The sequence below is a fragment of the Microbulbifer variabilis ATCC 700307 genome, from assembly GCF_000380565.1.
GTDB lineage: Bacteria > Pseudomonadota > Gammaproteobacteria > Pseudomonadales > Cellvibrionaceae > Microbulbifer > Microbulbifer variabilis.
Genome location: NZ_AQYJ01000028.1, coordinates 16,744 through 39,348 on the forward strand (window position 1 = coordinate 16,744; position 22,605 = coordinate 39,348).

Sequence of the window (22,605 nt, forward strand, 5' to 3'; positions counted from 1 at the left end):
ATACCTGTTATTTCTTCGCACGCTTGCGCATGTTTTCCTGAAGGATTTTTTTGCGTATACGGATATGGTTGGGGGTTACCTCAACTAGCTCATCCTCTTCGATAAACTCCAGCGCCTGCTCCAGAGTGTGGCGAATGGGCGGAGTCAGGGTCAGGGCTTCATCGGTGCCGGCAGCGCGGATATTGGTGAGCTGCTTGCCTTTGGTGGGGTTGACCACCAGATCGTTGCCGCGAGAGTGGATACCGATAACCTGGCCTTCGTAAATATCTTCGCCGTGGCCGAGGAACAGGCGTCCGCGATCCTGCAGGGCAAACAGGGCGTAGGCCAGCGTCTTGCCATTGACCATGGAGACCAGTACGCCGTTGATGCGCTTGGCCACTTCACCCTGTTTTACCGGGCCGTAGTGGTCGAAAATACTGGTCATGATGCCCGAGCCGCTGGTCAGGGTCAGGAACTGGTTGCGGAAACCGATCATGCCGCGTGAAGGTACAATAAAGGTCAGGCGCACACGTCCTTTGCCGTCCGGCTCCATATTGGTGAGCTCAGCCTTGCGCAGTCCCAGCTCTTCCATAATCGGGCCCTGGTGTTGGTCTTCAACGTCGATCACCACTTCTTCGTAGGGCTCATGGATTTCACCGTCTACTTCTTTCTGAACCACTTCCGGGCGGGAGACTCCCAGCTCGAAGCCTTCACGGCGCATAGTTTCGATCAGCACTGACAGGTGCAATTCTCCGCGGCCGGATACTCGGAATTTGTCCGGGGAATCGCCTTGTTCCACGCGCAGGGCTACATTGTGGATCAGTTCCTGGTCCAGGCGTTCCTTGATATTGCGTGAGGTGACGAACTTGCCGTCCTGGCCGGCAAAGGGAGAGTCATTCACCTGGAAGGTCATACTCACGGTGGGTTCATCCACGCTCAGGGCGGGTAGGGCTTCCGGGGTTTCCGGGTCGCACAGGGTATCGGAGATATTCAGTTCGCCCACACCGGTGATACATACGATGTCGCCAGCACTGGCCTGCTCAACCTCTGTGCGCTCCAGGCCCAGGTAGCCCATAACCTGTAGAACCTTGGCTTTGCGGGAGTTGCCGTCGCGGTCCAGTACCAGTATCTGTTGGTTGGGGGTCAGAGTGCCGCGGGTAATGCGGCCTACGCCGATAACGCCCACGTAGCTGGAATAATCCAGGGCCGAAATCTGCATCTGGAAGGCGCCTTTGGGGTCTACCCTGGGCGGCTCTACCTTGTCCACAATCATCTGGAACAGCGGCGTCATATCGTCGGCCAGGTCGGTATCGTCGAGGCCGGCAATACCGTTGAGGGCGGAGGCGTAGACAACCGGGAAGTCCAGCTGCTCATCGGTGGCGCCAAGGCTGTCGAACAGGTCGAATACCTGGTCCATCACCCAGTCGGGGCGCGCGCCAGGGCGGTCAATTTTGTTGATGACGACAATAGGGTTCAGACCCTGCTCGAACGCTTTCTGGGTTACGAAGCGTGTCTGTGGCATTGGGCCGTCCACTGCATCAACCAGCAGTAGTACCGAGTCCACCATAGAGAGTACACGCTCTACCTCACCACCAAAGTCGGCGTGTCCTGGGGTATCGACGATGTTGATGCGGTAGTCATTCCACCGGATGGCGGTGTTCTTGGCGAGGATAGTAATACCGCGTTCTTTTTCCTGGTCGTTGGAATCCATAACCCGCTCGGCGCCTTCATCGCGACGGTCGAGAGTGCCGGATTGGGACAGCAGCTTGTCCACCAGGGTGGTTTTGCCGTGGTCTACGTGGGCGATAATCGCAATATTGCGCAGATTCTCTATCACTGGGGGCCTCTGGGCGTTAAATCTTGGTAAATCGGGGCGGGGGCCTGCGGGGTTTCTACAGCAGCATTCCGGCCAAAGGCGGCGATTATAGGGGGGGCGCATGACAATTGGGAGTGATTTTGAGTAAAAAATCACCGCCCACTGTGGAAGTGTCGGCTTGAGGGGGTAAGAGGGGAGCGCGGATAGCGGGGCTGTCCGCGCCCGGGAATTATTTCTTGATGCTTTCCGGCCTGTGGGGGATCTGTGGGCGCAACACGCCCACGTTGCGGTATCCCTCATCCATCAGGTGGGAGGCGTGCAAGCGGCTCATGACACCACGGGCGCAGTAGAGCAGGTATTCGCGCTCCTGGTCCAGTTGAGCGAAGCCGTTATTCAGACGGTAGAAGGGGATAGTCTGTACTTCACAGCCCTCAAGTTCCAGCGGGTCCATTTCCTCTTCATCCGGGTGGCGAATATCGATTATCACCGCATTACCGGGCTCTTCGCGAATCTCAACTTCAGGTGCCTGTCCGTCTACTTCTTCAATCACTTCATCGATATTTTGAATAGAGCGATTGCTGATAGCACGATCAAGGACGGTAAAATCAAAGCGGTTCTCTTCGGATTCCACTTTCTCGATTTTTGCGCGTGTGGTGGGTTTTACTGAAATCACACCGCAGTATTCGGGCATATTCGCGGCAAATTCCTCTGTGCCGATCTCCCGAGAGGTGCGGATAATGTCGGTTTTATCGGAGGTGATCAGTGGGCGCAGCACCAGGGTATCGGTGACGCTATCGATTACTGCCAGGTTTTTCAGGGTCTGGCTGGATACCTGGGCAATAGCTTCACCAGTCACCACCGCGTCCACCTCCAGTTCCTTGGCGATTACACTGGCAGCGCGCAGCATCATGCGTTTGAGGATTACACCCATATGGGAATCGTCGACGCGTTCGAGGATTTCCGCTACCACCTCGTCGAATGGCACAGTGACAAAGCGCACCCGGTGGGATGCGCCATATTTATTCCACAGGTAATAGGCGACCTCCTTAACGCCCAGCTCGTGCTGGCGTCCGCCGAGGTTGAAGAACAGGAAGTGGGTGCGGATACCACGCTTCATGGTCAGGTAGCTGGCCACGGTGGAATCGAAGCCACCGGATACCAATGAAAGGACTGGGTCCTGGGTTCCCAGGGGGAAGCCGCCGAGACCGGGGTGCTGTTCCTCAATCACATTGAGCTTGTCGTGGCGAATTTCCAATTTCACCGTGATATCGGGGTTCTTCAGCTTCACTCCAGCCGCTTCGGTATTTTTGTTGAGGCCACCGCCCACATACTGCTCAACATCCAGGGACTGGAAATCGTGCTTGCCGGTGCGTTTTACCCGCACACAAAAAGTCTTACCCTTCAGGGCCGGGCCCCATACAGAGAAAGTCTTTTCATACATATCGTGCAGATCGCCCAGTGGAAACTGGCGTACACGGGAGAAGTTAGCGATACCGGGGGTGTGGGAAAGAACTTCCTCAATTCGGTCGCCCAGGTGTGCTACAGCGTCCGGGGCGATCACATCGATCTTTTCCCAGTCCTTGCGCACCTGGATACGGTCGTCCAGCTGACGCAGCAGGCGCTGTAGGTTGTCCTTGAGCTGGCGCGACATACGTTTGCGCACAGGGTTGCTCTTAATGGTGATCTCGGGGAAAAACTTGACGACAAAGTGCATGGGAATCCGTCGGGTACCGCATGTTGATAGAAGGTGCGGCATTATAAACTAGCCGGAGGCAACTTGGTTGTGCACCGTTACCGGGCGATACTGGGGTAAAGTTGCGTCATTATGGTGCGCTTTTCTGTGGCCGCTCGGCCACAATGCATTTATCCTGCCCCAGTCGGCCCAAAGCTGCCGACCGCACCGGCGCCAACCGCCGCAGCGATGCAGTTGCCCTAATTTGGCACACTCCTTGCTTTATTTCACGCCAGGTAAAGAGTGAATGCCGGCAGCAAAGGCATAGCGACCAATTACTTTTCAAGACCTGGAGGACAGCAATGTCAGCGAAAACGCTCGGTTTGATTAATGAGAGTGAAGCAAAATGGGTGGACCTGCGCTTCACCGATACCAAGGGTAAAGAGCAACACGTTTCCATCCCCGTATCGGAAATTGACGGAGAGTTCTTCGAAGAAGGCAAGATGTTTGATGGTTCCTCCATCGCCGGCTGGAAGGGCATTAATGAATCCGACATGATCCTGATGCCGGATGACGAGACGGCTTTCCTCGATCCCTTCACCGATGAGAGCACCGTTATTATTCGCTGTAATATCGTAGACCCGGTCACCGGTCAGGGCTACGAGCGCGATCCGCGCTCCATCGCAATGCGCGCCGAGGAATACCTGAAGTCCACAGGTCTGGGTGACACCGCGCTATTTGGCCCAGAGCCCGAGTTCTTCGTATTTGACGATATCACTTGGGGTGCCGAAATGGGCGGCGCCTTTTACAAAATCAATTCCGAAGAAGCGGCTTGGTCCTCCGGTCATAACTTCAGTGAGGGCAATATCGGCCACCGTCCTGGTGTGAAGGGCGGCTATTTCCCCGTTCCTCCGGTTGATTCCCTTCACGATGTGCGTGCCGCAATGTGTTCCGCTATGGAGCAAATGGGGCTACAGGTGGAAGTACATCACCACGAGGTAGGCACTGCCGGTCAGTGTGAGATTGGTGTTGCAGCCAACACTCTGACCAAGAAAGCGGATGAGGTTCAGATTCTTAAGTATGCCGTACATAATGTAGCGCACGCCTACGGCAAGACCGCAACCTTTATGCCCAAGCCCCTTGTTGGCGATAATGGCTCCGGTATGCATGTGCACCAGTCCTTCACCAAGGATGGCGTAAACCAGTTTGCCGGCGATGCTTACGCGGGTCTGTCTGAGGCTGCTCTCTACTACATCGGTGGTATTGTGAAGCACGCGCGCGCCCTGAACGCGATTTGTAACGCGTCTACTAACTCCTATAAGCGTCTGGTACCGGGCTTTGAGGCGCCGGTTATCCTGGCCTACTCTGCGCGCAACCGCTCCGCTTCCATCCGTATTCCTTACGTAACATCGCCTAAAGGCAAGCGTATCGAGACGCGCTTCCCGGATCCGACTGCCAACCCTTACCTGGCGTTTGCTGCCTTGCTGATGGCAGGTCTAGATGGTATCAAGAACAAGATTCATCCCGGAGATGCCGCCGATAAGGATCTGTACGATCTGCCCCCGGAAGAGCTGGCCGAGTACCCCACCGTAGCTGCCAGTTTGGAAGGAGCGTTGGACGCCTTGGATAAGGATCGTGACTTCCTGACCGAGGGTGGTGTTTTCACCAATGATGCAATCGACGCTTACATTGAATTGAAGCGCGAAGAAGTAGAGCGCCTGAACATGACTACTCACCCGGTTGAGTTTGACATGTACTACTCCGTGTAATAGCGAACGGCATCACACTGGTGCCGCCGAGTTGTTCGCGAAAAGCCCGCGCCGTCCTGGTGCGGGCTTTTTTATTGCGGGTAAACTGTCTATTGGGGAGGTTGATTCTACCGACTGCGAATCTGGTACTTTGAGAAGCAGTTGCCCCATTCAATTGAGGCCCCGACTGGGGCAAGAGAAAAGGAGCGTCCGCGTCGCGGTCGATCACGTTATGGGATTTTTGAGATCGTTTCAGGCACTTTTCCTTGTCGCCCCCCTGATGGCTTTTGCCGGTACCGATGGTGGCAGCAGCTCCGGTGCTATCTACAAGACTGTCGGCCCCGACGGGCGCGTGACTTTCAGTGATACTCCACCAGCCAGTGGAGAGGCGCAAAAGGTAGAGCTGGCCCCAATCAATGTCCAGCCTATCACCCTGCCTCGCCCTCTGCCTTCACGCAAGCTATCCCCTAAAGATGATGTAGAGGATGACGGCAGCAAAGAGAGCTATGCAGGGCCGATGTCAATCCAGATTGTGAGCCCCCTGGATGGCGCAACTATCCCCCCGGGACAGCGTTTTATTCCGCTACAAGTGGATGTGCAACCGTCATATCCAAAGGGTGCCAGCTTTTATGCGGTGGTGGATGGTCAACCCTGGCGCGGCAATTCAACCGGCTCCAGCTTGGATATCTCAGCGCTGGAGCGCGGTAGTCACAGTGTGCAGGCGGTACTTATCGATGCCAGTGGGCGCATTCTGGCTCAATCAAAAGTCATTACTGTTTATGTGCAGCGCCCCAGCGTTGCCCAATTGGATAGCTCTATCCTTCGGGCACCTCAGTCAACCAAAGTGTCACTTGGGCCCAGTTTGGCCCAGTCTCAGCCCTGATTGGTTTGTATTACCGCTATCGTCAAGGGCGTCAGCGGGTCTCCGCTAACAATTCACAGCCCGCCTTTCCCTCCCCAGGCTGATTAAATTTTGACCTTCGCACCATTGTGGTGCATTCTCCTGGCTGAGCTGTGCAGCTCCAATGCTCTTGGGGGTGATTAGGCAAATCCTATCGATTGCGCACTGTAAATGCCCATCAGAAGCAACCAATGTGGGCCTGAATAGCCCTGTGCGCCATTTTGGTTTGCTTTTTGCACTGGCTAGATACAAGGGCTTATCGCGCCGGGTGCTAACCCTACCCCGGCCGCCGCAGAGAACCGGAAACCACTGAATGCTCAATGATCGCCAGCTGCGCCAGCTGTTAGACAGTCTCACTTCAGCCGTTATGGTGCTGGATGACACGTTATCACTCTGTTACTTGAACAATGCGGCCGAGGATTTGCTGGCGGCATCCAGTGCAAGGGTCAGCGGATTGCCGCTGGAAGAGGTCGTGCGAGAATCTGCAGCTGCGCAAAAAGCCATGCGTGATGCGCTGGTCAGTTGTGAAAAATATACGGTGCGCCGCGCTCGTTGGCGTCTGCACAACCTGGATACGCGCACTGTGGATTACTCGGTGAGTCCTGTGCCAGAGCTAGGTGTTTTGCTGCTTGAGGTGCAACCTATGGACCGCCTGCTGCGCATTGCACGTGAAGATGCATTGCTCAGTACCCAGGAAACTGCGCGTAACCTGGTGCGGGGCATGGCACATGAAGTGAAGAACCCCCTCGGCGGTATCCGCGGTGCGGCACAACTGCTTCAGAGAGAGTTACCAGATGCCTCTCTGGAAGAGTACACACAGATCATCATTGAGGAGGTGGACCGCCTGCGCAATTTGGTGGACCGCTTGTTGGGACCGCGTCAGCCGGTGAAACTGGCGGAGACCAATGTCCATGAAATCCTGGAGCGAGTGGCACAGCTTCTGGAGGTGGAATGTGATGGTGAACTGAGTATCCGCAGGGATTACGACCCCTCTATCCCGGATGTACCAGCGGATCGCGAACAGTTGATCCAGGCACTGCTGAACATCGCCCGCAATGCAATGCAAGCGATAAATGAGAGTATCGGTCTCGCCAGTGGGGAGATGGTATTGCGCACACGGGTCCAGCGCCAATTCACAATTGGTCGTCGCAATTGTCCACTGGTATGCCGTATCGAAATTGAAGATAACGGTCCCGGTATTCCCGAGGAGATCCGTGAGCGGATCTTCTTCCCGATGATATCAGGGCGCGCGGAGGGCTCCGGCTTAGGGCTATCCATATCACAGAACATTATCAGTCAGCATCGCGGCCTAATTAAGTGTGACAGCCGTCCCGGTCGCACGGTATTCCAGATCTATTTGCCGTTGACTATCGAATTAGCCAATACAGGAACCTAGAGAATGAGTAATCGCGTTTGGATAATTGACGACGACAGATCTATCCGCTGGGTGCTGGAGCGGGCGCTTTCTCGGGAGGGGATAGAAACCCAATGCTACGAGAGTGGCGACCGTGCCCTGGATGATTTTTACAGCGATTCACCGGACGTGGTGATTAGCGATATTCGTATGCCGGGCTCCGATGGGTTCAAGTTGCTTCAGCGCTTCCAGGCGGAACGTCCAAACATGCCGATCATTATTATGACTGCCCACTCGGATCTGGATAGTGCTGTCGCCGCCTATCAGGGCGGTGCCTTTGAATATCTGCCTAAGCCTTTTGATATTGATGAGGCTGTAGCGGTTACACGCCGCGCCCTGGTGCACGCCAGTGAGCAGGCGCAGGAAGAGCGCATTGAACAGGATAATGGCACCGAGAATAAAGAAATCATTGGTGAAGCGCCGGCGATGCAGGAAGTTTTCCGTGCGATCGGCAGGCTCTCTCACTCAAATATCACTGTATTAATCAATGGTGAGTCTGGCACTGGTAAGGAACTGGTGGCTCAGGCGTTGCACAATCACAGTCCACGAAGGGAAAAACCCTTTATCGCCCTGAATATGGCCGCGATTCCGAAAGACTTGATGGAGTCTGAATTGTTTGGGCATGAGAAAGGCGCTTTTACCGGGGCCAGCTCCCAGCGTGCCGGGCGTTTTGAGCAGGCCAATGGCGGTACCCTTTTCCTGGATGAAATTGGTGATATGCCGGCAGAAACCCAGACGCGGCTTCTGCGAGTATTGGCGGATGGGGAGTTTTATCGGGTTGGCGGACACACTCCGGTAAAAGTGGATGTGCGGATTATTGCCGCCACCCATCAAAACCTTGAGGAGCTGGTACTGCAGCATAAATTCCGCGAAGACCTATTTCATCGCTTGAATGTAATCCGCATTCATATTCCAAGGTTGGCCGATCGCCGTGAAGATATCCCAAGGCTGGTGCGTCACTTCTTCAATGCTGCCGCAAAAGACCTCGGGGTGGAACCAAAAATCCTGACTAAGGAAACAGAGGGTTACCTGTCAGGTTTGGATTGGCCTGGAAATGTACGGCAGCTCGAAAATACTTGTCGCTGGATTACCGTTATGGCCTCTGGCCGTGAAGTACATATCGAAGACTTGCCCCAGGAACTGCACCAACAAGGGCAGGAGAGCGAAACCCCACTGGACTGGCAAAAAGCCCTACGTATTTGGGCTGATCAGGCCCTGTCATCCGGGCGGCGCGAAATACTCAGTGAGGCAGTTCCCGCATTTGAGCGTGCCCTGATCGAGATTGCTTTAAAGCATACGGCCGGGCGCAAGCGTGATGCCGCAGATTTACTTGGTTGGGGACGAAATACCCTGACAAGAAAATTAAAAGAGCTGGAGATTAGCGGCAATTAAGAACTATTTTTGTGCCTCCGGCTATTTCTGACAAAGATGAAATAAGAATTTTCATGTTAATACTCAATGAATGATAAAGGCAAAACCTCCTTTGGCTTTTACACTTGCATTTATTAATGCAGTTCAAATATGAATGTAGTGGCTGGAGATGGAGTTCTATGAACGCTGAAGAGCTTAGAGTTGTTGATAATGTGCCGTTTCTTTTTTGGGTGAAAGATCAAGATGAAAAATATATTTGGGGTAATCGCAAAATTTGCGAGTTGGCCGGTGAGGATGTAGTGGGAAAAACCGACGCTCAACTAACTTGGGCGGAAAATGCTCAAGCTCTGCGAGAGGCGGATAAGCGCGTCTTTGCTTCCGGTGAGCCGGATTATTTACTAGAGCACGTAATTAAATCCAGTCGAGGTGAGGCTACGTTAAGTGTTTGCAAGTGGCTTGGGGATTTTGAGGGGGAGAAGTGCTGCTTTGGCATTTCTTTCGTAATAGAATGATGTCATAAATTAAGTTGAGTCGGATAAATCTGGCCCTGAGTGCTTCGGGCCAGATTTATTAATATTTTTAGGGCTCACTCTTTTCTATGCCTAGTTTGGCCAGGTTTCTGGCAATATCCTCTGCACTGGTGGCAGGGTTAACGTCTTTATCAATTTTCAGGACTTTCCCATCCTTACCGATATAGACAGTAATACGCCGGGCAATATTGATCATTGGAACTAGCACACCGTAAGCCTTGGCGACTTCACCTGAAGGATCGCTCAGGAGAGGGAAGTCGGCTTCATTGTGCTTAGCGAAGCGTGTGTTTTCATCAATATCATCGGTGCTTGCCATAAAGTAGGCAGCATTGAACTTGCGAATCTTGTGTCCATTTTTTGCCAGTGATTTGCACTCTATCGTGCAGCCCTTGGTAAAGGCACGTGGATACCAGGCGATTACTACTGCATTTCTATTTTTGTGTTCAGCGAGTCTGTGTGTATTGCCGTCTGATCCTTGAAGAGAGAAGTCCGGTGCTCTGTCACCAACCTCAAGGGCCATCAATGGCAGGCTGATCAGCGTAGTTAAAACCAGGGTAATCCAGTATTTCATAGTATGTTTGCTCTCGGATATGTTGCGCCTATGCTACCGCTGCCATATGGTACAAACTAGTAGGTTCATTATAAATACGCCACTTCTTTAGCCCTGCAGAGAGCCTGGAAAAACTGGCCAGTGATACCCCGCTGGGCCAGACTTTCCTCAGTCTGTGGGGACTCTTATGCACTCGGGTAATATTTTCTATTTGCTGCCATTGCCCCTGATATATCTGATTACAGTGGCACTGGTTCTCTGCGCTTTGGCGTTAGGGGTATTCTGGGGGCATAGGCGCCAGAGAAGAGAGAGCGTTGCTGGTGAGTCGTCGATTGGCAGTGCTGTTGCGGCAACGCTTGGTTTGGTGGCATTTGTTTTAGCGTTTACCTTCAATATGACCGCGGACCGCTTTAATGAGCGCAAGGCTCTGTTGTTGCAGGAGGTTAATACTATCCTGGCGGCCTACCTGAATGCGGACTTTCTTGAGAAAACGAAACGTGAGCGCGCCCGTGGATTGCTTGCGGAATATGTGGATCTGCGTGATTTTGATCCCTCTACACCGGTAAGCTCTGCTGATATCAAACGCAGTGAGGAAATTCAGCGGCAGCTGTGGCAACTGGTACAGAGCCATATTGCCCAGGGTTACAATGCGGATTACCTGCGCCAATTTTCCGATCCGGTAAACACCCTGATGGACTTGCATCGCGCAAGGGTGGTGGTGGGCCTGCAGTATCGTATTCCCGCCCCCCTGTGGCTGGCGCTGTACTTTATGACAATACTGGCCATGCTGGCGATTGGTTACCAGCTGGGGATCAGCCGCGGTGGTTCGGTGCAGGTTGTACTGGCACTGGCTCTCACCTTTGCCACGGTGATTTTGCTGATCGCCGATTTAGACAGGGCCAACCAGGGGGTGTTACTGGTTGACCAGGCGCCGATGAGTGATCTCAACCAGCGCCTGAAAGCGCTACGTCAAAGGGAGTCTCAGGCTCCCACAGAGCGTTAAAGAGTCCAGGTGAGTTTTACTCGCTATCAGGTCTGGGTGGCATCAGCATATCTTCCGGGTGCACAAACTCCCGCATAAAAATTTCCCAAAAGGCGATGAACAGCGCGGCGAGTAGCGGGCCTATGGCAAAGCCGCTGACACCAAACATAAACAGGCCGCCCACAGTGGAAAACAGCACCAGATAGTCTGGCAGCTTGGTATCCCGCCCAACTAAAATCGGGCGCAGTATATTGTCTACCAGGCTGATCACAGTAAATCCGTAGGCGAGCAATATAGTGGCTTTAATGGGTTCCCCTACCCCGTATAGGTAAATGGATGCGGGGAACCAGATCAATGCTGCACCTACTGCTGGTAGCAGTGATAACAGTGTCATCAGGACCCCCCACAAAAGCGGTGCAGGTAGGTCTAGGACCCAGAAAATAATACCGCCCAGGGTGCCTTGGGTAATGGCGACCACCAGGTTGCCCTTGATGGTTGCACGGGTGACCTCGGCAAACTTGGCCAGAAGCAGGTGCTCGCGCTCATCGCCGAGGGGAAGCGCGTGTATTATCAGGTTAACTAGCCGCTCACCATCGCGGATTAAAAAGAAGGTGAGATAGAGCATCAGACCCAGCATGACAAAAAAGTTAACAGTGTTTTGGCCCACCTCGATAGCATTTCTGGCGACAAAGCTGCCCGCATTCATTACTCCGCCGAGTAGGCGCTGCTTGGCCTCCTCAATGTCCACTCCTATGCTCTCAAGCATATCGTTGACCCGTGGGAAGGCGCTGCGCACCTGCTCCAGAGATTTGGAAATATCAATCTCACCGTTTTGTACTTTGTGATAAAGCGTTACCGCCTCATTGATAAAAGAAGTGGCCACCACCAGTACCGGTATCACCAGCAGCACAATACACATGAACAGGGTCAGCAGCGCCATGGAATTGGGCGAGTTTGGAAAACGCTGCATCAGAAGGCGGTATACCGGGTAAAAGATCAGGGCGATGGCACAAGCCCAGAAAATCGGTGTGAAAAAAGGTTTTACAAGTAGCAGGAAGGCTACTGAAACCAATAGAAGTGAAAGGATAAACGAGCGCCTTTCCAATTTTTCCTGCACGGGAACTTCCTCTGCTTCTGCAAAAGCCCTGTGGTATCGGGCGCCTTATTTGCGCTCTATCTAAGCAGAAGCAAGAGGGATTTACCAGCGCCTGTAACCGCAGGTGTCCACATGAAAGCGAATACCTTTATAGATGCCCAGGCCCATATTCCACTGTTGGCCGTTGTACTTATGGATATTCTTCAGTACCGGTACCAGTTGCTCGCGAGAGAACTTTTTCTGCGGAACTATATCCAGTCCACAAAAGTGCAGGTGCTTGCTGCCCCTGGAGCCGCCGGCCTTACTGTTATAGCTGGTGGTGCGCCAACCGGAGACTACGGTGACGGGGCCGATAATTGGTACGATTTCACGCTGCACTGCCCGCAGTGTGTATACCATGGTTCCCCAGTTTCCTACCGGGGGAATGGCAAATGGCGGTTCATCCAGATCCTGCCAATCGCTGCCTTGGCGCAACAATTCAAACGGGGGCACAACCTGGTCTACCTGATTAATGCGCAGGAAATCTTTCAGCTTGGAAAACAGGATATTGTTGTCTTCCTGTTTAAGAAAGCGGCTGAAGAGCCGCTCAGATGCCGCTGGATACCCCTGAATATCATAAATATCGGGGATTTCTGGTAATGGTAGTAAATCGATGGGGCTGATTAAACGCTCGCCGAGCTCCCGTGTTTTCTCTGAAGTAAAAAGTAATACGGTAATAATGGCTGCGATGAGAATGGCAGCAAGCAGCAGTAATCGGCGACGCGGGCTATTGGTTTCGGTAGCTTTGTTGTCTTGAATATCCATGGGCATCTCCGCCAATTACCAGATGCGATAGCCGCAGGTGTCTATATGGAAGCGCACTCCATCGCTGAGGCCGAGGCCGAAATTGCTCTCCGGGCCGAGGCGCGCGTGAAGGGCGCGCAATTCCTCCACTAGCTCCCGGTGACTGATATTCGATTTGGGGATCAGGTCCAGGGCACAAAAGTCTCGATGATGGGCCTTGTCACTGTGTTCCAGCTTGCGGTTATAAGCGTCACTGCGAAATCCTGCGACCACATCTACAGAGCCAATTAGAGGAATGATCTGATCCCGCAGTAGTGTCAAAGTTTTGACTATGTTGTGCCACTCGCTTTGGGGTGGAATAGCAAAAGGAGGTTCTCTCAATTCTATCCATCCGCCGCCCTGGCGTAGCAAGCTACTTACCGGGACAACATTTGCTATACCCCGGCTCGCCAGGTAGCGACTGAGAGCCTGTACCCGTTCCCGGTTGTCGCCGTAGCGCAGGAATCCATCAAAATTATCTGCGCTGGCAACACGATGGCCCCTTATCTCCACATAGGGCTTATCCAGGGACTTTTGGTAGAGAAAAAGCCACAGTATCAGCAATATTGAAGCCAGCAGCAGTGTCAGGAATACAACCACCACCCGGTTAACCCTGCGACCGGGCGGCCGGTATGGGTACAGTATGTTGAAACGTATCAAAAATTTGTCAGCGGACATGAGCTGAGACTTCTGCTCCTGGAGCTGTACTGCGAAGCGGGGCTTCGATCCGCAGGCGCCCAAATCGTCGGCGTTTGTTTAAACACTATAGCCGCAAAATTCGGCGGGGCAGTTGCGTAGGGTGGGCTGAACTGTGCATAAAAAAGCCCCGAGGCCTTGCGGCCTTGGGGCTTTTTAGACTCCTCAGCGATTTGATATCGTTGTGGAGTGTTCTGGGAAGTGGAACTTAGGCCTTGGGACCGGCGTTCTTCACTTCATCGTTCACATTGAATTTCTCAATGTTTTCGGCAAAAAGTTTGGCCAGCTTGCCGGCCTGGTCGTCGTAGGCTGCCTTGTCATCCCAGGCTTCGCGTGGGTTCAGGTAGGCTTTGTCTACACCCGGTACTTCCAAAGGAATGTCCAGGTTCAGGGTTTCCAGGTGCTCGGTGGCGGTGCCTTGTAGCGCGCCGTTCTGGATAGCGGCAACTACTGCGCGGGTTACTGGGATCGGGAAACGTTTGCCATTATTGCCTGAACCACCAGTCCAGCCAGTATTGACCAGGTAAACCTTGGAGCCGAAGTCCTCGATGCGCTTCATCAGCAGGTCGGCGTACTCGCGAGGAGCGCGCGGCATAAAAGGTGCGCCGAAGCAGGTGGAGAAGGTCGGGTGAATACCGGCTTCTGCACCTAGCTCGGTAGAGCCCACGCGCGCTGTGTAACCAGATAGGAAGTGGTATGCCGCAGCCTCTTTGGAGAGGATGGATACCGGGGGCAATACACCGGATACGTCACAGGTGAGGAAGATTACATTTTTCGGCTCTCCGGCGCGGTTCTCCAGCTGGCGCATTTCCACGTGTTCCAGTGGGTAGGAGCAGCGGCCATTTTCGGTGAGGCTGGTGTCGCAGTAGTCAGCAGTGCCGTGTTCGTTGGTTACCACGTTCTCAACGATGGCCCCGAAACGAATGGCATCCCAGATTACCGGCTCATTCTTCTGGCTCAGGTCGATGGTTTTCGCGTAGCAACCACCTTCCATATTGAATACTGCACCCTTGGTCCAGCCGTGCTCATCGTCGCCAATCAGGTAGCGTTCCGGGTCGGCGGATAGGGTGGTCTTACCGGTGCCGGACAGGCCAAAGAACAGGCAGGTGTCGCCGTCTTCACCAACGTTGGCAGCGCAGTGCATGGGCATTACGTCTTTTTCCGGCAGGAGGAAGTTCTGAACGGAGAACATTGCCTTCTTCATTTCACCGGCGTAGCGCATGCCAGCCAGCAGAACTTTGCGCTGGCCAAAGTTGATAATTACACAGCCCTCGGAGTTGGTGCCGTCGCGCTCAGGCTCACACACGAAGTTCGGTGCGTGCAGGATGCGCCATTCTTCCTTGCCCTTGGGGTTGTACTTCTCAGCGCGGATAAACATGTTGCGGCCGAACAGGTTGTGCCACGCGGTCTGGGTGGTTACGACAACCGGCAGGTAGTGATCTTCGTCCTGGCCAACATGGAGCTGTTGCACGAAGCTGTCACCACCGGAGACAAATGCCTCTACACGGTCCCACAGGGCATCGAATTTATCCTGCGGAAAGGGGCGGTTCACATTGCCCCAGGCGATGCTGTCGGCGGTGGAGGGCTCTTCCACAACGAAGCGGTCCGCTGGGGAACGGCCGGTACGGGCGCCGGTTTCAGTGACCAGCGCGCCTGTGTCAGATAATTTGCCCTCGCCGCGCGTAAGAGCCTGCTCTACCAATTGTGCTGGTGATAGGTTCTTGAAAACCAGCGCGGTGTCGTCGATCTGTGCCATTCGTCGATTACCCGTGAATGTTGGATAGTAAAAATATTAGGGCTGCCCAAGTATTAGGCAGCCAGGCAAAATTTGGGGGGCGCATTATGGCAAAATTCAAAATAAGCGGATAGCAAAGACGGTCATTTTTTGCGCTTTGACAGCGCTGTCACCATAAATTAAGCAATTAATCATCAGCTTGATGTATGGGTTATTGTTGTGGAATTTGCCTTGTGAATAATGGTGGTGCTAATAACCCTATTTTGTAGATAGTAATTGGCGGGGGATGGAGCCCCCGCCCGGGCAGCCCACTCAGTGCAGAGTGTGGGGGGGGGCGTTTAGAAGGGATTCAATCTGGTCGCGATCAAAGCGGTATTGGGCATTGCAAAACTGGCAATCTGAAACAATCTCGCCGTTCTGCTCATCCAATAGCTTGAAAACGTCCTCGGCACCCAGGGACATCAATGCCCTCGCGCTGCGCTCCCGTGAACAGCTGCACTTGAAGCGGATGCTGTCGGTACCCAGGGTGGCAGGCTCCAACTGATGAAACAGGCGGTGAATCAGTTCCTCGTGGGGAACTGTAAACAGCTCTTTATCAGTTACCGTATCGGCAAGGTGCAGAGCGGTTTCCCAGGCATCGCGGTTTTCCTCTGCACTAGCGGCATTATTGCCTGGCAACACCTGCAGCATAATGCCGCCAACACTGCTGCTATCGCATTCCAGCCAGAAGCGGGTATCCAGTTGTTCCGACTGGGTAAAGTAGTCTTCCAGGCACCCAGCCAGGTTCTCTTTTTCCATGGGCACTACGCCCTGGTAGCGTTCACCCCGTTTAGGTTCCAGAGTAATAGCGAGCGCGCCGCGGCTGCCGATCATTTGGCCCAGGGTTGCGTCATCGTCAATCTGTGCATCTTCGGCCACTCGGGCGATACCCCGCAAGTCGCTGTGGTGGGTACATTCAGCCATGATCAAAGGTAAATCCCCTTCTCCACGGGCTTGTATGCTGAGTACACCATCGAATTTAAGAGTGGTTGAAAGCAGGCAGGCTGCGGCCAGGAATTCACCCAGCAGACGCGCTACCGGTGCCGGTAGGGGGTTGTGCTCCAGCACTTCGCGATAGGATTCAGTTAGGGTCACCATCTGCCCGCGAATATCGTGTTTGGAGAAGATAAAGCGTTCCAGCTGATCGGACATAGATCGAGTGCCTCGGTGTTTAAACCGCGGGATTTTAGAGGTGGATATCCCTAAATGGTAGCTGGCCTGGGCAATTATGGCGCCGGTACAGGGAATACCGGCTGAATGCGATAGCCTGAAAAGTGCTCAGCCACAACGACTGGCGATCTGGCGCTGGAGCTTTTTGGCCATTTCCTGGCGCTCGAGCCCCGTAACGTGTACTTCTTTACCATTTTTGTCAATAAAGGCAACTCGTCCGTTGAGGGTCGCCAGGCGCTGGCGCGCCTTGGCGCAAAGCTGCTCCATTTCCTGCTGGCGGGCTTGCTGTTCCTTCTGTTGGCGCTGTTCGTACTCCCGGTCAATACTGGCTGAACTGGGGTTGAACAGACTTTCCCGTTTCCGTGTGGCTTCGGCTGAGTTGATGGGCCCCAGTTTACCGGAGATATTCTCGGCCTTGCCCGCTGCGGGGGCACGGTCACTGAAGTGCACTCGCCCATCCTCATCTACCCAGCGGTAGAGTTCTGCAGAGCTCACAGCGGCAGCTATTAGCATGCCGCCGAGCCAGACAGTAAATAGAAAGGTTCCTCTTAGCGGCTTCACTGTATCTCCCTGGCCCAGGTAAGGGCCTTATTTTTCTTTATTGGCCAGCTGGCTGAACAGCCCTTGCGAGTGTCGCTGGGGGATATGATAGGTCTGTAGGATCAGCGGCTCTTGTTCCTGGGCCTCTGCGGCATCCAGTACCATGCGGTAGCCGGAGCGATCTCGCAGCTCCACGAAGTCGGATTTATTGGTTTCCATTAATTGGGCGAATTCGTCGAAGTCAGCGACGCTGTGACCATTCACCGAGTCAATAATCCAGTTCTTCCAGTCGTGGTAACCCAAATTGACATTAGCGGGCAGTACCTTAAGGGCTACCACCAGCTCGCGACGGTTTTCCTCGCTCCATTGGTTGCGCGCATAAAGGTAATCAATAGGGGCCTTGGAGTGCCAGTTGTTCCCCCAGCGCTTGATCAAATTCATATTAAGGGGCACGAATACCACACCACCAAAAATGTAGTAGCGCGGCTGTTGGTCGAATTGCTCACTGAGTACCAGTGCACGGGAAGGGGGGGCAGCCGCCAGAGTCACTTGAGCGGTTTGCTCCTCGCCGTTTCGGGAAAAGCGCACAGGCAGTGCGTCTCCCACGTGGTGACGGTCTACGGCATAGTGGTAGTTGGTGCGCTGATTTTCACGCCACTCTACTGTGCGATCGGCGGCCACCTTGAAGCCATCCACTTCCAGCAGCACATCGCCAGGTTTCAACACTTCCGCCACCGGGGCATCACTGAATACCTTTACTACCATGGCGCCATCCTGATCTTCACTGAGACCGGCGGCTTTTTTCATGGAGGGGCTCTCGAGGCTTTGGGTAACTACTCCCAGCTCTGGAAAGCCCTGATGAACGCCATCTTTCGCATCTTCGAGCACATGGGCAATCACGCTTGGGGGTACGAAGTAGCCCAGGTTTTCGGCGCTTTGGTTGGTCTGCATGGCCACACCGACAATACGGCCATTGGAAATGACTGGACCGCCGCTATTGCCGGGGTTGATGGCGGCATCGATCTGGCCGGCCATCAGGTAACTTTCTGCGTGGGCGTAATACTGGTGCTCTACCCTGGATAGCACACCGCGGGTAATCGATAGGGATTTACCACCGATGGGATAACCATAGGCAGTCACTTCCTCCTGCAGATCTGGCAGCTTGCCCAGTGTTAGGGGGCGGGTATCGGTAAAGAAGCTTTCATCGTCCACTGTCAGCAGTGCAAGATCGGCGTCGTGGGAGACAAACTTTACTCGTGCGCGGAATTTCTTCGCATCCCCATGGCGCTGCACCTGGATAAAACTGCCATTGGCCACGACATGGGCGTTAGTGAGGATCTGTTGATCGCGGATAACTGCACCGGAACCGGATAGCTGCTTGGGGTTTAACAGGGCCCAGGGATTAAAGTAATCCGGGGCAGCGGCAGTGGTGTAAATCTTGATGATTGAGCGTTTTAGTTGTTCGTGTTCGCGGCTGTCTGCGGCAGCGGTCTGCATACCGAGCAGAAGCAGCAGGGAGATGGCGATCAGTCGTTTCATCATGGCTGTTTTCTATCGGGTTAAGTTGGGCCAGTGTAGCAGCTATAAAAAATGATGGCGGAATTTTCACCACATTGATTATTTGGGCCTACTTCTGCTCACGCAGGAAACGGTGAATCTGGCGGCGCTGCTTCTTATTGGGGCGTTCACGCTGGATACCCGCATTGGCTGCCTGGCGCTCGCTGCGCTCGCGTTCACGTCGGTCGATACTTTCATCGGTCTCGCGGTAAAGGGTGCGGGCGATGTCGGCGCTGCGACGCTGGTCGGATAGTGCGATAACTTCGACCTCAAGCTGGTCCCAGCCCTGGCGAATACTCAGGACGGCTCCAACGGAGACTTCCTTACTGGCTTTGACTCGCTGGCCATCGGCGTGCACCTTGCCCCCATCGATAGCTTGCTTGGCGATACTGCGGGTCTTGAAGAAACGTGCGGCCCAGAGCCACTTGTCGATACGTACTTTTTCCATTTAATCCGAAATTTTACTGAGTGCGTTGCCAGGGTGTTGCTTTATCCCTGGCCGGTATGAGTGGCGCCTGTCTCCAGGGCCATTATTTCATCGAAGTGATGGATGGCCGGGAAGTCGGTTACTTCCCGCCTGGGCCCCCGGCTATCCGGCTGGCGAATGCATAGCAGGTTGGCGATGCCATAATCCTGTGCCGCAGCCAACACACTTTGGTTGTCATCCACGAAGAGAGTGCGCTCGGGATCAAATCCCACCTCTTTGCGCAGGGCGTGCCAAAAGTGCTCGCTTTCCTTGGCATGTCCATAGTCATGGGAGGAAATAATATCGTCAAACCAGCGGCCGATTCCGGTGATCTCCAGCTTATGGTCGAGCCCCAGGCGGTGCGCATTGGTGACGAGGAAGGTGGGTTTTTGAAGCTGTTGCAGGCCCTGTAGGAAGGCCTCTGTGTGAGGGCGCAGGGCAATACGTCCTTCAATCTCACGCAGTATGGCCAGGATATCCAGCTGCAACGCTTCAGCCCAGAAGTCCAGGCAGTACCACTCGAGAGTGCCGCGGCGTGCATCGATCTCCTTCTCAAGCTTTAGCTGTGCCTGCTTTGGGTCCAGACCGTGTACCTGCGCATAGCGCTTTGGCAGATGGTCGAGCCAAAAGTGGTTATCGTAGTGCAAATCCAGCAGGGTGCCGTCCATATCCAGTAATACGGTGTTGATACTTCGCCAGTCGAGCATGCGGCCTGTCTACCTCCTTATGGTGAGGGCGGGAAGCCAAAGTGTAGCTGGCTTGCGTCTCCTCCCAATGACAGGGCCTATTATGCCTGCGCCCGACGGACTCCGTACAGGATGGCAAGTTGCGCACTGTAATAGGTAAGCATGATTGCCGTATCGGCAAAGGGTAGCGGCGTGATGAACTTATTCAGGGCGATCAGTGTATCGGACAACAGAAAAACAAGTGCCCCAGTGAACAGCAGGCCAGAGTGCCCACGGTGAGCTGCGGCTGCGAGAGCCATAGCGACGATTGCAAGCAAATAAACCAATACCGCCGGCGCCAGCTCTCCCGTAGCTGGAAGAATCAGTTGTGCCAACAATACCGCTGCAAGGATTACTGGCACAATACGCAGCAGGCTGCGCCTGTTACGGAAGTTCGCAAAGCGCAGGAAGTTTGCGACATAGACCAGTTGCGCTAATAAGAAAGCCCCAAGGCCAAAGACAAACTGATTATGAAAATCCATTTCCAGCAGCACATCGCCCAGGGCGGAAAAGGACAGGGCCACGAGGGTTAGACGGCGGGTGAGGCCACCCAGATGGCGCAGTGCCATGAGACCGAGTATCGCAATAGGCAGGGCTTTCAGCGAAGCCATCCACAGGCCCTGAACCCCTAAACCTTCTAGCAGCATAAAGAGGGCTGCGCAAAGGATGAATGTGGCCGGAGACAGATACTCTGACTGTGAAGTGGTAGTGGCATTGATGGTCATAGCGGTACTCTTTGAGATCTGTTTATTGTTATCCGATGTAATCCCCGGAGGGAATCTAACAGCTTTCTCAGCAGTCTTGGATTTTTACCTGTGAAATCTCAGGATGCGCAGCATCTGGGTTAATATTCGCGAACTGACATTTATTGTCCCGGCAGGTTGGTTTGTATGCCGTGGACGTCATTAACGGAGAGCTTCATCGATGAAGGCAGCCAATATTCTGGAAACCATCGGCAATACCCCACATGTAAGAATTAACCATATGTTCCGCCCCGATATTGAGGTGTGGATGAAAGTGGAGCGCTTTAATCCGGGGAGCAGTATTAAGGATCGTATTGCCCTGGCGATGATTGAGGATGCAGAACGCCGCGGTATTTTGCAGCCTGGCGGCGTTATTATCGAACCCACTTCAGGCAATACCGGTATAGGTCTCGCGATGGTGGCAGCAGTAAAAGGGTATCGTCTGATCCTTACCATGCCTGAGTCCATGTCTTTGGAGCGCCGCCAGGTAATGAAAGCGATGGGGGCTGAGCTGGTCCTGACGCCCAAGGAGCAGGGTATGGGAGGCGCTATTGCCAAAGCTGAGGAGCTTTTATCCCAGCATCAACATAGCTGGATGCCACAGCAATTCCGCAACCGCGCAAATGCTCAGGTGCACAGGAGTACCACTGCGAAAGAAATCCTGGAAGACTTTCCCGAAGGTTTGGATTACCTGATTACCGGTGTTGGTACTGGTGGTCATATTACCGGTTGTGGTGAAGTCCTGAAGGAGAGTTTCCCCAAATTGCAGGTTTTTGCGGTCGAACCGGAAAAGTCACCGGTAATCAGCGGTGGCGAGAAAGGTTTACACCGCTTGCAGGGCATTGGCGCTGGTTTTATTCCGGAGGTGCTCAATACCGAAGTACTCGATGGCACTGTTCTCGTGAGTGAGGAAGACAGCTTTGAAATGGCGCGTCAATGTGCGGTGAAGGAAGGAATTTTCATTGGTATTTCTTCCGGCGCCAGCCTGGCCGCAGTGAAAAAGCGTGAGGGCGAGTTTGCTCCGGGTAGCCGGGTACTGGTGTTCAGTTACGATAGCGGGGAGCGCTACCTTTCAGTAAAAGATTTGTTTTCCGCCTGAAACCCTATTATGGCGGTCACTGAAAATAGGAAGTTTTTTTAATGAATAAGGCATTATTGGAGCAGGTGATTGAAAGCTGCAAACGCGCCGGTGAGGCGATTTTAGAGGTTTACCACAGCAATGCTGAACTGGAGATCGACACCAAGGCGGATGATTCACCGGTTACTGCAGCTGATCTCGCTGCGCACAAAATACTGGCCCCGGCATTGGCAGGGCTGATCGAGGGTGTGCCAGTACTATCTGAAGAACAGGAAATGCCTTCTTTTGCAGAGCGCAGCCAATGGCAACGTTACTGGATTGTCGACCCTCTGGATGGCACCAAAGAGTTTATTCGCCGTACTGGAGAATTCACGGTAAATGTGGCTTTAATTGAAAATGGTGAGCCAATTCTGGGGGTGGTACACGTGCCGGTTTTGGAAATTACCTATGCCGGTTGCAAGGATTCGGGAGCCTTCAAACGCACCGAGTTGGGCGAATCAGAAATCCATGTACGGCCGCTGAAACCGCGCCTGGATGCTGGTGAGGCAGTTGAACTGGTTGCCAGTCGCAGCCATGGTGCTGGCGCCGTGGATCAGTTAGTGGAGCGTATAGAGGCCAAGCTGGGAACAGTGGCTTGCAAAAATATGGGCAGCTCCCTGAAATTGTGCCTAGTGGCAGAGGGCGCAGCGGACCTCTATCCGCGTCTGGCTCCAACTTGTGAGTGGGATACCGCAGCGGCGCAGGCTGTAGTTGAGGCCGCTGGTGGCACTGTGATTGACGAGCAATTTCAGCTTTTGCGCTACAACAGCAAGGACTCCCTGCTTAACCCGTTCTTTTATGTCATTGGAGATAAATCTTTTGACTGGCAGGAACTACTCGCGAGTGAATCCTCGGTGAACTAATCTTGCTTTGCCCCGCGTTTCTGTAGCGGGGCGCTTCCAGAATATTTATGCGTAAGTGCGCAATTTCAAAAAG

General features: G+C 53.8%; 21 protein-coding genes. 8 read left to right on the plus strand and 13 right to left on the minus strand.

Annotation, left to right across the window (positions count from 1 at the left end):
• Positions 1-7 precede the first annotated feature (7 nt).
• Together typA and thiI are read right to left on the minus strand one after the other, a co-directional pair.
• On the minus strand, positions 8-1,816 hold the full coding sequence (gene typA / locus G367_RS0115765) for a translational GTPase TypA (RefSeq protein ID WP_020414119.1): 1,809 nt from the start codon (positions 1,814-1,816) through the stop codon (positions 8-10).
• Positions 1,817-2,024: 208 nt separating this feature from the next.
• Positions 2,025-3,509 (minus strand): tRNA uracil 4-sulfurtransferase ThiI, encoded by a 1,485-nt coding sequence (gene thiI, locus G367_RS0115770; protein WP_020414120.1) that lies wholly within the window; start codon positions 3,507-3,509, stop codon positions 2,025-2,027.
• 320 nt (positions 3,510-3,829) lie between these two features.
• On the opposite strand from thiI, the gene glnA reads away from it, so the two are divergent.
• From glnA to G367_RS0115795, 5 genes are all read left to right on the plus strand, one after another.
• Positions 3,830-5,236, plus strand: a complete 1,407-nt coding sequence (glnA, locus tag G367_RS0115775) for a glutamate--ammonia ligase (RefSeq protein ID WP_020414121.1) — start codon at positions 3,830-3,832, stop codon at positions 5,234-5,236.
• 211 nt (positions 5,237-5,447) lie between these two features.
• Positions 5,448-6,098: a DUF4124 domain-containing protein gene (locus G367_RS0115780; RefSeq protein ID WP_020414122.1), complete on the plus strand. Its 651-nt coding sequence runs from the start codon at positions 5,448-5,450 to the stop codon at positions 6,096-6,098.
• A gap of 331 nt (positions 6,099-6,429) precedes the next feature.
• Positions 6,430-7,512 carry a nitrogen regulation protein NR(II) gene (gene glnL / locus G367_RS0115785; protein WP_020414123.1) on the plus strand — a complete coding sequence of 361 codons (1,083 nt, stop codon included), beginning with the start codon at positions 6,430-6,432 and terminating at the stop codon, positions 7,510-7,512.
• A gap of 3 nt (positions 7,513-7,515) precedes the next feature.
• On the plus strand, positions 7,516-8,922 hold the full coding sequence (ntrC, locus tag G367_RS0115790; RefSeq protein WP_020414124.1) for a nitrogen regulation protein NR(I): 1,407 nt from the start codon (positions 7,516-7,518) through the stop codon (positions 8,920-8,922).
• Positions 8,923-9,080: 158 nt separating this feature from the next.
• Positions 9,081-9,413: a PAS domain-containing protein gene (locus tag G367_RS0115795; protein WP_020414125.1), complete on the plus strand. Its 333-nt coding sequence runs from the start codon at positions 9,081-9,083 to the stop codon at positions 9,411-9,413.
• Between the two features lie 67 nt (positions 9,414-9,480).
• Here G367_RS0115795 and G367_RS0115800 read toward each other — a convergent pair whose 3' ends face one another.
• Positions 9,481-10,002, minus strand: coding sequence for a peroxiredoxin (locus G367_RS0115800; protein WP_020414126.1), 522 nt, complete (start codon positions 10,000-10,002; stop codon positions 9,481-9,483).
• Positions 10,003-10,168: 166 nt separating this feature from the next.
• On the opposite strand from G367_RS0115800, the gene G367_RS0115805 reads away from it, so the two are divergent.
• On the plus strand, positions 10,169-10,984 hold the full coding sequence (locus G367_RS0115805; protein ID WP_020414127.1) for a bestrophin-like domain: 816 nt from the start codon (positions 10,169-10,171) through the stop codon (positions 10,982-10,984).
• Between the two features lie 16 nt (positions 10,985-11,000).
• Here G367_RS0115805 and G367_RS0115810 read toward each other — a convergent pair whose 3' ends face one another.
• The 10 genes from G367_RS0115810 to G367_RS0115855 form a co-directional block, all read right to left on the minus strand.
• Positions 11,001-12,080, minus strand: coding sequence for an AI-2E family transporter (locus G367_RS0115810; RefSeq protein WP_020414128.1), 1,080 nt, complete (start codon positions 12,078-12,080; stop codon positions 11,001-11,003).
• A gap of 81 nt (positions 12,081-12,161) precedes the next feature.
• A complete protein-coding gene (locus tag G367_RS0115815) occupies positions 12,162-12,863 on the minus strand; it encodes a D-Ala-D-Ala carboxypeptidase family metallohydrolase (RefSeq protein ID WP_020414129.1) in 702 nt (233 codons plus the stop codon).
• A 15-nt stretch (positions 12,864-12,878) separates the two neighbouring features.
• Positions 12,879-13,559, minus strand: coding sequence for a hypothetical protein (locus G367_RS0115820; protein WP_020414130.1), 681 nt, complete (start codon positions 13,557-13,559; stop codon positions 12,879-12,881).
• Between the two features lie 226 nt (positions 13,560-13,785).
• Entirely contained in the window at positions 13,786-15,333 is a 1,548-nt protein-coding gene (locus G367_RS0115825) for a phosphoenolpyruvate carboxykinase (RefSeq protein WP_020414131.1), read from the minus strand.
• A 291-nt stretch (positions 15,334-15,624) separates the two neighbouring features.
• Positions 15,625-16,503 carry an Hsp33 family molecular chaperone HslO gene (gene hslO / locus G367_RS0115830; protein WP_020414132.1) on the minus strand — a complete coding sequence of 293 codons (879 nt, stop codon included), beginning with the start codon at positions 16,501-16,503 and terminating at the stop codon, positions 15,625-15,627.
• Positions 16,504-16,629: 126 nt separating this feature from the next.
• On the minus strand, positions 16,630-17,082 hold the full coding sequence (locus tag G367_RS0115835; RefSeq protein ID WP_157533564.1) for a DUF4124 domain-containing protein: 453 nt from the start codon (positions 17,080-17,082) through the stop codon (positions 16,630-16,632).
• A 27-nt stretch (positions 17,083-17,109) separates the two neighbouring features.
• Positions 17,110-18,603 carry a S1C family serine protease gene (locus G367_RS0115840; protein WP_020414134.1) on the minus strand — a complete coding sequence of 498 codons (1,494 nt, stop codon included), beginning with the start codon at positions 18,601-18,603 and terminating at the stop codon, positions 17,110-17,112.
• 85 nt (positions 18,604-18,688) lie between these two features.
• A complete protein-coding gene (locus tag G367_RS0115845) occupies positions 18,689-19,066 on the minus strand; it encodes an Hsp15 family ribosome-associated heat shock protein (RefSeq protein WP_020414135.1) in 378 nt (125 codons plus the stop codon).
• Between the two features lie 41 nt (positions 19,067-19,107).
• Positions 19,108-19,791: a GMP/IMP nucleotidase gene (gene yrfG / locus G367_RS0115850; protein ID WP_020414136.1), complete on the minus strand. Its 684-nt coding sequence runs from the start codon at positions 19,789-19,791 to the stop codon at positions 19,108-19,110.
• An 80-nt stretch (positions 19,792-19,871) separates the two neighbouring features.
• Positions 19,872-20,534, minus strand: coding sequence for a lysoplasmalogenase (locus G367_RS0115855; RefSeq protein ID WP_020414137.1), 663 nt, complete (start codon positions 20,532-20,534; stop codon positions 19,872-19,874).
• Positions 20,535-20,733: 199 nt separating this feature from the next.
• On the opposite strand from G367_RS0115855, the gene cysK reads away from it, so the two are divergent.
• Together cysK and cysQ are read left to right on the plus strand one after the other, a co-directional pair.
• Positions 20,734-21,651 carry a cysteine synthase A gene (gene cysK, locus G367_RS0115860; RefSeq protein ID WP_020414138.1) on the plus strand — a complete coding sequence of 306 codons (918 nt, stop codon included), beginning with the start codon at positions 20,734-20,736 and terminating at the stop codon, positions 21,649-21,651.
• A 41-nt stretch (positions 21,652-21,692) separates the two neighbouring features.
• The gene (gene cysQ / locus G367_RS0115865) at positions 21,693-22,532 is read left to right on the plus strand and encodes a 3'(2'),5'-bisphosphate nucleotidase CysQ (RefSeq protein WP_020414139.1); all 840 of its coding nucleotides are present in this window, start codon (positions 21,693-21,695) and stop codon (positions 22,530-22,532) included.
• The last annotated feature ends 73 nt before the right edge of the window (positions 22,533-22,605 follow it).